Below are 11807 nucleotides of genomic sequence, written 5' to 3' on the forward strand. Positions count from 1 at the left end.
CCCCCAATTAAAGATACCCCCATTATTCCCGCCATAATTCCCATACCTAACTTCTTTTTCAATTCCATATTTACTCCTCCTTAAGCTTTTTCCCCTTTTTTAGGGATGTTATTTTTAAACGACTATCAAGTTGTAGTTTTATAACCGAATCTAATTGATATTGTTCCTTCGCTATCTTCTTTACTTTCAATTCCCCTTAAGGTCTACCAAATGGTAAAACCTGCATTAAGAATAACAACACCCCCAGTAGAATAAGCAGTAAAGCGCTAGTCTCACTTGAATTGATAAAGTGACTGATATAAGGAATTGTAACCCCTATATAGATGCCCAATGAAAAATAGTGGCATCCGGTATATTGTTGTGATTGCCCTTTGTTATGTATTGCGTCCCCATCCCTTAAAAATCCGATGGGTAATCAGGATTCCGTCACTTGTTTTATAAGTAACGATTTCCCCTTTTTAACATGATCGGGTTGTACACTAACCGGCTTTTCTCTTCATAAATTGTCACTTTCACGTTCCCCCCCCTACGCCGTGCCTCCCCCGGCACAGAAGGCATATCCTGACATGTGTAATCTAACCTACTGCCAGACCTCAATCATTGCATATTCGTATTTTTTTGATGATCCAACATCACTTTGAAACCAAGCATTTGTTTGACAACCTTATCCGCAGATTCTGATTTTTCATTGTACTTACCGCCTATCATACTGTTACGCCAGTCCGGTTAGGTAATTGCTAGGTGTTAAATCGTTATGTTGATACCGTGGAGCCCGGTTCGGCTAAATTTACTGCCTTGTTGGTATTTCACGCGAGATAATATCCGCAAATACCGTCCCAGACGCTTTTAAATCATTACTATTTAGCTAGAGGCTTCAACATTGGTTAGAAACACGCTCCTTTATCACCTCGCCTCCTGTCACAGCTTAATGCCTTACCTAGTTTATCCCCTCCAAAGCCATAAACCGTATAGTAATAAATCGGACAACACCTGCATGAAATTTACCATTTGGTTATATTTGTAAATTAAGATTTTCCAGGTGCATAGATATGATGATCTCTTTAAAAAACATTTAATAGATTCCTTTAAATCTTAGTGTTAATCATAAGCATTACTTAGTGAAAATTTTGTTGGTTTTCGGATTAATAAAAATGTTTTATTTGACAAAACCCTACATTCAATTTGTTTAATAGGTAGGAATCGACGTATTTAATGGATACCTTTCAAAGTATTTGTCAGTTGTTCATAGGTTTTGACCTGTTTTGTAGAGATATTTTTGATATAAAAAAACTTGTCGATACCTTTAATAATCAAGTCCATGTAGAGCCTGACATTTTATACTCCGGGATATTGGCATGCTATAGAATAGTTAGAGGAGTCGATGGTTACTGAAGGTGAAATGGTGCATAATTTGGATTAAAGTTAATACTTCAGAGATAAAAATGCTAATCGAAGAATGTCCAAAAATGAATGTCTAAAAGTGTAGAAATGGAGGATTAAAGAAATTATCAACGCACAGCACTCCACATGTGATGAGTGTGGATGGTGGACATTTTATATAAAAGAGATGTAGTAGAGTCACCTTTAAACACTAGGTCTAGAGAAATTCGTTCCATAACCCGTCTATATAGAGAGAGATTGCTTCTTGATAGCTTAAAAATTATTATTTAGAAGAGAGTTAATAATTTCTTTATTATCTACACCTTTAATTGCAACTTTAAGAACGTCAAATTTACTATCAACATATTTTTTATAAGATGATCCAACATAGCCTGTTCTTACTCACTCATTTCATAAAATCCCTCTATAATTGTGTTTTATTGGAGAGGGCGGGAGTTAACCTACACCTTTTTCCTTTCAATTTCATGGAACAAAATAATCTAGAACAACTAATTACATTAAGTCTCGAAAGTTGATTTATCAAAATTCTGTATTGATTATTTCCGGTTATTAAATTCAGCTAAGAAAAATAACTATGTTAGCAAATCACTCTAGCCGATTAAAATGCAGTTAGTACGACAACAACAAAAAAGGTTAGAACCCTTGATTTATCAAGTATTCTAGCCTTTGGAAAGTGATGACCTATGAGGGATTCGAACCCCGACCCCTTCCCTGCCAATCTTATTGAGTATATTCACTGAAGTTCAACTGCGTTAAATAAGTATCAAAAAGTTTGATTCATGGATTGGATAGTTAGTAATTCTTGTTTATCCCATTCAAAATAGGCTTTGTTCCCGAACCAAATCATTCCTCAAAATAATTTGATAATTAGGTTTCTTAACCTATGACTTGTAAACCAAACTTTTCTTGTACAACATATATATTTGGTTTTCAATTTTTATTATGCTAACTCCAACCACTCCACCGCTTCACAGTGTGTCGACTGTATGTGGCAACATATTGTGCTGATAGGTTTAATTGATTGGCTAAGTCCTACAAGTAGAACCTAGCTTTTTAGTATTTTAAATTTTTTATATTTGAATGTTAAAGGGAAATTTCCGTATGCTTTATAAATCCCTTCTTCCTAAGGGATCCGTTACTTGAATGGGAAAAGAGGTACTTATTCCAGAATCGCGCCTGATAATTTTAAGGTGCTATTTCGATTGTTTAATTTAAAAAGGGAAATAAATAAAAAAATGAAAAAAACAATTAAATTGCCTCAATCAGAAAAGGGGAAAGAAATACTCATGAAATATATGTCTGATTTTACTTTAATCAGTGAAGATGAGCAGGCAATCTCTGAAAGTTTACGAATTAATAAATATAACAAAGGAAAATGTCTTCTTAGAAAAGGAGAACATCCTTCCATTAAATGTTATATCATATTAATGTGTTATGTTAGGTAGTTTTTTTTAGTGGATTTGATACCATCTGCCCTAGCAGCAAAATTGTGTTACCCAGAGAAACAAGTTCGGGTAGTCGTTGAGATATGGTTTCTGTCCCTCGATATATAAACATTAGCGTACCGAAAAACAGGCACCGACATTCAGCTGCCTCTATATATCAATCAGATTATGTTTAAAAACGAATTCAACCAGTTCACTTTTTTTAGTAAAGTTTAGTTTATTGAAGATTCTTGTTTTATGTGTGTCTACTGTTTTTATACTTATCAGTAGTTCACCTGCAATTTCAGTTAATGAATGTCCCTTAACAATCAGCTGTAGTACTTCTTTCTCGCGGGGGCTTATTGTAGAATACATCTTGTGAATCTTTTCTTCACTCTGCTTATTTTTTATCATTGACGTCATTTCCTTTGGCCGCAAGTATATATAGCCATCCATAACTGTATCAATAGCAGAATACAATTCTTCATCTACAGCTACTTTCGGGACGTAACCCGATGCACCTGCTTCCATAATTAACGATACATATTCCTCATCTTCGTACATTGTTAAGACAATCACTTTTGCATATTCATATCGTACCCTTATATTTTTTAGTACCTGTAGTCCGTCCATACCGGGCAAAGAAATATCGAGGATTAAAATATCCGGCACTAATTTATCATAAAGCTCAAGAGCTTTATGCCCATCATCAGCTACTCCCACAACTTGATAAGAAGTCCGTTTTTGCAATAAAAGTTTTAACCCTGATATAAGAATGGCATGATCATCAACTAGCATAATACTAATTTTCCTTTTGAAACTCTGTTTCAACTTTACCAACTTCTTTCTAATTTAATGGTAGAGAAACGGAAATTTCTGTCCCTCCCATCTTGTTCGTCCTGATAAAAAATGTACCACCCTGCAACTCTGCTCTTTCCTTCATTCCATGTATACCAATCCTATTTTGTTGCTTAGCTTTTTCAAAATCTGCTTCATGAATTCCCTGACCATTATCATTTATTGTCAAATAGATCCATCGTTTATTAATATCCAAGCCAATCATAATTTCAGTTGCATTGGTATGTTTCACCACATTACTCATGCTTTCTTGAACAATTCGATATAGAGCCAACGTAACATGTTCAGCTATAGTAACGTCATCATCAGGAACAAATAAATGAACTTGGATTTTGTATTTTCCCTCAAAATTTCTCGCATATTTTTTTATCGCTGAAACAAGCCCCATCTTATCAAGGATCGGTGGCCGTAATTCGACGGCTAGATCCCTTATCTGTTTTAAAATTCCTGCAGCTATATCTCTGCTTGTATAAAGTAACTCACGTTGTTCACCATCTTTCGCCTCATTAGCCATAATTCGCATGGTTACCATTAATGAGGTGAGAGCTTGACTTGTCTCATCATGAAGTTCACGTGAAATTCTTTTTCTCTCATCCTCTTGAACAGATAATAACTTCGATATCAACTTATCACGCAATAAATCCTTTTGTTGAAGTTCCTTAAGTAAATAGTCCACTTCATTATTAGAATTAATAAGATGATCAGTCATTTCATTAAAAGCTTGTGCCAGTTTTCCAATCTCATCGTTATTGGTTCCTTCTGCTCTTAAGGACAAGTTACCTGCCGATATGCCTAAAGCTACATCTACTAAAGTATTGATCGGTTTAGTTATCATACGGGTAGCAAAATAAGCCATTCCCATGGCACCAATTGATATTAGTAATGTGACAATAAGTAATTTAACGATTCTAGAATATATGTATTCCAACGATTTTTCCTCTGACATCCCCACTCGAACATACCCTACTTCTCCTTCTTCGATAGGAACTATGACATCGTGGATATTACCTTCATCCGAGGATAAAGTCGCATCCTCTTTTTGGGTAACCCCTTTTGGTGTATGTGACTTTACTATTCCTTTTGGAAGAATCTCAGGATTCGGAAATGTATGAGCATAAAGCGTGCGACGACTATCAAAAACTAAGATATAGCGAATTTCTTCATCTACCTTTTTTGTTTCTTTAATAAGATTATCCACCGCATATTGATCGTCAAAGAGAATGTAGTCTGAGCTTATTTCTGCAACATTTTTTGCGATATTGGCACCTCGTTTCGAGAGATCCTCCGTCATCATATTTGTAAGTGAATCCCATATGATCCATCCAAAAATGCTAGCTAGAAAAAGTGAGGAGAACATGATAGCCCCAAGTATCTTTTGGTTTATTTTCAAGTTACTTATCCATTTCATAAAGAACCTCATAATATTCCGAGTCGAATGGGATAAAGCGATCAATATATAAACCTTGAAGTGCTATCTTCATAGAATCCTGTTCGTGCATAGTAAGAAAACTCGCTTTAATCATTTCCTTTTCTTCCTTAGCTAAATTACTTCTGATAACAACAGGTCCAGTACCTAATGGCATCGATTTTCCGATAATTTTTAATATTTTGACTTCTTTAGGGTTTTCACGTTCCATCGTTTCAAAAACTAGGGAATTGACAGCTGCAGCATCTACGGTATTATTTAAAACGGCACTAAGGGATCGTTCATGACTATATGTGTATACATGTCTCCCAAAAAAGCTTTTGATGTCTTCCCCCAAATTTTCCAACTCTTCTTCCACAAAAAGATATCCAGAATAACTTGAAGGATCATAAAATGCAACATCTTTGCCTTCCAAATCATCAATTGTCGAGAAACCGCTTTCAACACTTGCAACAATGTAACCATAATAATAAGGGCTCCCAAATCTTTCTTGCGTTGCAATTCCTTCAAATCCTCCGTTTTCTCTATACGTGATATAAGCTCCTGTTGGAAGTAGAGCTATATCAGCTCCCCCATTGATCATTAGGTTGCTGATTTCATTATAACTTCTGCGTTGAATTAAAATGGCTGGTCGCTTAAGTTTCTTACCAATAAAATTTGCGATTTTACGATAGTATATAATCGTATCCGTTGGAGAAAGCACACTCGAAATGGCTAAACGGATCGGATCTTGTTTATCTTGTTTATCCTCTTTACTATCTGTAGGTTGCTTTTCATATTCTGAAAAATCAATTTTATAGGTTGATAGGTTTGACCCACAACCTATTAATAAGGTGATTATTAATAAAACCGGAATAACCTTGAATAATTTTCCCATAGTATCCCTTTCTAGGTCGAATTCCTCAACAACAATTCGCAAATTAGAGTTTTATTCCTAAATTAGTATTTACTATTATATCACAATCATAGTTTCACATTGTCACAATTTTAATAGTATTAGTCGCACATTGTAGGATATTTTCTGACAGGTAATAGGAAATCTGCTGATAGTCTAAAGGGTTAAAAAGTAAGATAATACTATTATGTAAAACACTTGTGTTACCTACCTTTTTTAAGCGCTTCCATTATAACAGGAGGGATGCCATTAGAAGATATTTCAAGCAGCTTAATAAAATATGCTAATAGAATCAAGACTTTAGAACTTATAATATACTGTATTGGAGTGGTTTCAGTAATGGAATTAGTTAACCAAAAGCAAAATACCGAGAAATTTGCACGTTATCTCTATCGGCGGAAAATAATTTTTCTAATTGCATTTCTAGGGTATGTATGTGCTTATCTTGTGCGGAATAATTTTAAGTTAATGTCAAATAGTATCATGACTACAAATGGATGGGATAAAACAGATATTGCTTTGTTACTTTCTTGTTTAACGATTTCTTATGGATTAGCTAAGTTTTATATGGGAGCATTAGGAGACCGTGTTAGTATAAGAAAACTTTTCTCGGTCTGTTTGGGAGCAAGTGCCTTAATCGCCATTCTCATTGGCTTTTTCAACACATCGATTGCAGTATTAGCCATTCTCCTAATATTGAGTGGAGTTGTACAAGGTGCTTTAGCTCCTGCCTCTCAAATGATGCTTGCTAATTATTACTCGAATAAATCTCGTGGAGCAGCCATTGCGGGTTGGAATATCTCACAAAATGTGGGATCAGCTTTACTTCCTTTGATCATTGTGGCCCTAACCAGTATGGGACTAGTCGTTCCTGAAACAGGAAATATTTTCATGGCTTTTTTAGTTCCAGGAGTTTTGGTACTGATTTTTGCATATTTATGTTGGCGTTATGGCGGAGATAGCCCTGAATCTGAAGGCCTCGATTCCTTAAGAACGATGTATGGGGATGCCGGGGAATCTAATGTGGCAACTGAAGAAGAAAAAGTTGGACTGAGCTATTGGCAATTAATTTGGAAATATGTTTTTACCAATCCACTAATATTACTAGTATCTGCTGTCAACGTGGCCTTATATTTTCTCCGTTTTGGAATTGCAGATTGGATGCCAATTTATCTTAGCGAAGTGGGGAACTTATCGAATACAAGAGCACAATTGGCTGTTTCAGTTCTTGAATGGATTGCGATCCCGGGATCACTTATATTTGCATGGTTAGCTGTTAAATACCCAAATAAAATGGCTAAAATTGGAGCAATTGGCTTGTTTGCCATGGTGGTGTTTGTCTTTTTCTACGAGAGCTTAGTTAGCGGTGGTGTAAAAAATTACGCATTATTCTTGGTGGTTTGTGGGATTTTAGGAGCCTTAATTTATGGACCACAATTAATTGTTAACATTCTAACAATTGACTTTGTTCCTTTGAATGTAGCTGGGACGGCAATTGGTTTTGTGGGTGTTACAGCGTATTTAATTGGAAACATGGGTTCCAATTGGTTAATGCCAATTTTAGCTGATCAATTTGGTTGGTTCTGGTCTTATATAGTTGTAGCCTTCTTATCAGCATTTGCAGCGGTAGGCTATCTAGTGTTGTCAAAATCCGAACAGAAAGTAAAAGTTGTTTAATATCTATATTCTATTATTTATGGTGTTGATGAATCTAAATGATTCACCAACATCTTTTTTGTTGTTTAATAACTCTTAAAATAATCGATTTGTGGATAACTGTTCGGTATAATATTCGTAGTTGGATTGAAAAGAATAGTGGGCTCATTACACAAATACTTAAAGAACATATTGATGGTTATAGACTTAGGCAATGCAAAATGCCTTGGCAGTGAATATACTTCTGAACCGTATTTGGTTGCTTTACTTGTAAACCCGTTATTTTCATAAGTGTGGAAAGCAGTACACAGATGGTTGGTCTGAAAAAAACTACAAGAATTATTATTTGATGTTCCTCATCGTCACATCGTATTGAAAACTAAATATTCTTTAGAATTACTAAAGGGCAACAAATTGTGAACAAAGCAAATATCTTGCAAAAGTATCTAATCATCCTAACATTTAGTGCCTTTTAAGTTAACATAGCGTCATTTGGTTACCTTTCACAAAAGAATGTTATTCAACAATCTGGCCCTTTAGCTGAAGAAGGCATAACCCCTTTTTAGGAATTGCGCCCGATTGTTGAACATCACATTATTCTATTCAAAATAAGAATCAGAATCATTTTACCCTTAAACTTTCACAACATAAAAAGTATTTTATGTGTATACTATGTTCCCACATACCAAATGTGCCGACTGTATGTGGCAACACATTGATGCTTGAGGATTTAAGTAATTGGCTAGGTCCTACAATCGTAGAACCTGGCTCTTTTTAGTATGCCTAAATTTTTCTTTTGGAATGTTATTAGATTAATTTTTATATGCTTTATTATAAATCCTTTCTTTACTAAAACATCCCTTTAGTTGAATAGTAAAAGAGATGCTATTTCTATTGTTTCTATCTAATCAAGGTGAACTGGATAAAGGTGTTGAAATGATTAAGATACATTTAAATTGTTTCAATTAGAAAGGGAGAGAATATATGATTGATATACTCTTAAAATATATGTCTGACTTTACTTTAATCAGCGAAGATGAACAGCGGGCAATCTCTGAAAGTTTACGAATTGATGAATATAAAAAGGACAATATCTTCTTAGACAAGGAGAACTTTCCGCCATTAAATGTTATTTCGTATTAATGGGGTGAGTTATTTACTGAAGATCAAGCTATTCCAATTATCAACGAAAAGACTCAAGATGACTTATCTAAGTATTCATTAGTGTGTGTTGAAGATTGCATATTAGTTGTTGGTGATGTTGATTCTGAAAATACGATGTTTAACAAATACCCACAACTTGAAATAATGATACGCAAAATGATGGAAATAAACGTTGGTGAAATACAAGAACAATTCGGTGAATTTATTGGTTCTTCTCCAGAAGAACGATACGAATCTGTTTTAAGGAAACGCCCCGAGTTAATTGACCGTGTACCACAACATCAATTAGCTAGCTATCTTGGAATTACTCCTGAGTCGTTAAAATAGATTTCATCCGTAATCATCCTGCTTCAAAGTAGCAACTAAGCACCGAAGACTGACTCACCAAATATCATTGAACCATATATCACACTTAACCTTTGTGATACCAGCTAAAAAAATTTATAAAGTATCTAGAAATTAACTTAAGAAAGTCAATGAACGGTTTTTATCACCTTGTTATTATTAAATTTAATCAAAGATATTAGCATTTGGAGGGGATTTTTATGAAGGCGATAGTTTGTGATAAATATGGTTCGCCCGATGTACTTGAATTAAAGGAGGTAAAAAAACCTTTCCCTACCGAGAATCAAGTATTAGTTAAGGTTCATTCAGCATCTTTAAACTTTGGCAACTTAGTTCTTTTGAAAGGTAAACCCTTCTTAGCCCGTTTTGCCTTTGGACTAACAAAACCAAAATACTCAATTCCAGGAGGTGACATAGCTGGTACAGTTGAAGCTGTTGGGGAAAAAGTTAAACTATTTAAAGTAGGTGATGAAGTATTTGGTGACCTCTCTGGTTGTGGCTGGGGTGGTTTTGCTGAATATGTAACGGTCCCCGAATTTGCTTTAGCCATAAAGCCAACCAATATCTCCTTTGAGGAAGCTGCAGCGACTCCTATGGCAGGCGTGACTGCCTTACAAGGACTACGTAATAAAGGTGAAATTAAATCGGGGCATAAAGTATTAATCTATGGCGCATCTGGAGGCGTTGGTACTTTTGCGGTACAAATTGCTAAATCATTCGGTGCTGAAGTAACGGGCGTATGTAGTACACGAAACGTTGAAATATTGCGTTCTCTAGGAGCAGATCATATCATTGATTATACAGAAGAGTATTTCGCACAAGATAAGGAATGTTATGATTTGGTTCTAGGTGTGAATGGTTCTAATTCCCTTGCAGCTTATAAACGTGTACTAAAACTAAATGGGAAATTTATTCACGTAGGAGGTTCGGAGTCTCAACTTTATCAAACATTATTTCTTGGACCTTTTATTTCATTGACTGGAAGCAAGAAAATAAGTAGCCTGTTACAAAGAGCAAATCAAAAAGATTTAAATGATATAAAAGAGTTACTTGAAATGGGAAAAGTAAAACCAATAATTGATAAACGATTTAAGTTAAGTGAAATAACGGAAGCATTCAAATATTTTCAAGAAGGTCACGCTCAAGGTAAAGTGGTGATTACTTTATAATGAGTGTCTTGCTCCACCATAAATAAATTAGAAATGCGATACCAAAACTTCTAAACATTCTACTTTTTATTTTATTTCACATTAAACCAATTCTAACCAAGCGAACGCTTCACAATGTGTAGAATGTATGTGGCAACACATTGGTGCTGATGGGTTTAATTAAATTGATCCGATTCCTATTAAAGTGGAATCGATATTTTTTTATTCCTCTTTAACGGTTGCTTATTCCACAATCGTAGGAGCTGTTTGAATTCCACAAGTAATAAATAGGCAAGTATTTGGTGAATTTGTAGGTCGGCGAACCAGTGTACTTAATCACTAAGTTCATTAGAAGTAAAATAGTTGTTTTTACAGCAAGAAATGGATAGTGGAAAAATTAACACCTTGATAAATTTAGGTCATTGGATTTGGCCAATTCAAACAGATTCATCTAAATTGTTATTATCATAATCGATCGGCAGCTTTTTAATAGGGGTAAATATATGATAGTGATGATGAACGCTATTAAAAGCTTGAATAAGTTCAATATCTGATTTATTTCTTTCTTGCTTTGAAATTATTTTCCTTGATCAAAAACAAAAGCTGAAGCCCCAAATTCTTCATCTCTTGCACCAATACTTAAATTGGTTCAATATGATTTATCGTTTTATTCATGAAAAATGTTTGTGAATAGCCAATTCAGATTGGAAATAATTCCACTCGATTTTTAAAGAATAATCTTCCCCTTTGTGCGTCCACTTTCAACATGCCTATGCGCATTTACAATATCATTAAAGGAAAGCACTTTTCAATTACCGGTATTAATTTGATGAGCACCTAGACTTTTAACCCATTCAATATTAGATGTACTACAAACTGCGGTTACTTCAGCGCCAAAATCCACAGCAAGCTGAACAGCAAAATGCCCCACTCCACCCGATGCACCATAGATTAAAACCTTATCGCCTGCTTTTAGCTTCCCTACATCTCGTAATGCTTGTAGAGCGGTCTGTGCAGCGCATGGTATTGCGGCTGCCTCTTCAAACGTTGCATTATTTGGCATAAATGTCAGAACATTTTCTTTTGGGCAGACATATTCAGCATGGGAACCGACGCAACTTCCAAAAACACGATCGCCAATTATTTTTTCCCACGGCTTCAACGGTACCTGCGACGTCTATTCCTAGAATTTGCGTTTTTGTTTTATAAGGCCATTCTCCATTCTTGTTGGCAAATAACCTTTTCGATATAGAATGTCATATTTAATTACAGAGGCGGAGACCACTTTAATTAATACCCTATCTTCATCTTTGATGAACGGTTTCTCAACATACCTAATCTCCATTACTTCAGGGGAACCATAAGAACTATAAATTGCTGCTTTCAACTGTTTAACCTCCTGTAATTATCAAATCGTTCGATATCATCAATTCCTTTCAAAAAAAAATGAAACCACTTTATATGCTGTTTACTTGATACCTTATTGATAA

Annotated in this window: 8 protein-coding genes and 1 pseudogene; 3 read left to right on the top strand and 6 right to left on the bottom strand. The window is 35.0% G+C overall.

Features of this window, described 5'->3' with window-relative positions; all coding sequences use genetic code 11:
* Positions 1 to 2996: 2996 nt before the first annotated feature.
* From ACQKL6_RS14750 to phnD, 3 genes are read right to left on the bottom strand one after another with little or no spacing between them, the layout of a single operon-like run.
* Positions 2997 to 3623 (bottom strand): response regulator, encoded by a 627-nt coding sequence (locus ACQKL6_RS14750; protein WP_402876082.1) that lies wholly within the window; start codon positions 3621 to 3623, stop codon positions 2997 to 2999.
* 49 nt (positions 3624 to 3672) lie between these two features.
* Positions 3673 to 5091: an ATP-binding protein gene (locus tag ACQKL6_RS14755; protein WP_427651394.1), complete on the bottom strand. Its 1419-nt coding sequence runs from the start codon at positions 5089 to 5091 to the stop codon at positions 3673 to 3675.
* Complete coding sequence (gene phnD / locus ACQKL6_RS14760) at positions 5075 to 5986, bottom strand: phosphate/phosphite/phosphonate ABC transporter substrate-binding protein (RefSeq protein WP_427651395.1); 912 nt, start codon at positions 5984 to 5986, stop codon at positions 5075 to 5077. Before phnD ends, ACQKL6_RS14755 begins: the two co-directional genes overlap by 17 nt.
* A 261-nt stretch (positions 5987 to 6247) precedes the next feature.
* Between phnD and ACQKL6_RS14765 the strand changes: the two genes are divergently transcribed.
* The 3 genes and pseudogenes from ACQKL6_RS14765 (at position 6248) to ACQKL6_RS14775 (ending at position 10338) form a co-directional block, all read left to right on the top strand.
* On the top strand, positions 6248 to 7681 hold the full coding sequence (locus ACQKL6_RS14765) for an MFS transporter (protein WP_427651396.1): 1434 nt from the start codon (positions 6248 to 6250) through the stop codon (positions 7679 to 7681).
* A 963-nt stretch (positions 7682 to 8644) separates the two neighbouring features.
* Positions 8645 to 9151, top strand: a pseudogene (locus tag ACQKL6_RS14770) (Crp/Fnr family transcriptional regulator).
* 218 nt (positions 9152 to 9369) lie between these two features.
* Positions 9370 to 10338 (top strand): NAD(P)-dependent alcohol dehydrogenase, encoded by a 969-nt coding sequence (locus tag ACQKL6_RS14775; RefSeq protein WP_427651397.1) that lies wholly within the window; start codon positions 9370 to 9372, stop codon positions 10336 to 10338.
* 706 nt (positions 10339 to 11044) lie between these two features.
* On the opposite strand, the gene ACQKL6_RS14780 is transcribed toward ACQKL6_RS14775, so the two are convergent.
* The 3 genes from ACQKL6_RS14780 to ACQKL6_RS14790 are packed head-to-tail and all read right to left on the bottom strand — an operon-like array spanning position 11045 to position 11704.
* Positions 11045 to 11122 (bottom strand): zinc-binding dehydrogenase, encoded by a 78-nt coding sequence (locus ACQKL6_RS14780; RefSeq protein ID WP_427651445.1) that lies wholly within the window; start codon positions 11120 to 11122, stop codon positions 11045 to 11047.
* A 3-nt stretch (positions 11123 to 11125) separates the two neighbouring features.
* Positions 11126 to 11479, bottom strand: coding sequence for an NAD(P)-dependent alcohol dehydrogenase (locus tag ACQKL6_RS14785; RefSeq protein ID WP_427651398.1), 354 nt, complete (start codon positions 11477 to 11479; stop codon positions 11126 to 11128).
* 21 nt (positions 11480 to 11500) lie between these two features.
* Positions 11501 to 11704 carry a hypothetical protein gene (locus ACQKL6_RS14790; RefSeq protein ID WP_402956448.1) on the bottom strand — a complete coding sequence of 68 codons (204 nt, stop codon included), beginning with the start codon at positions 11702 to 11704 and terminating at the stop codon, positions 11501 to 11503.
* Between the last annotated feature and the right edge of the window lie 103 nt (positions 11705 to 11807).

This window comes from Peribacillus sp. NPDC097197, assembly GCF_050278025.1.
Lineage (GTDB): Bacteria > Bacillota > Bacilli > Bacillales > DSM-1321 > Peribacillus.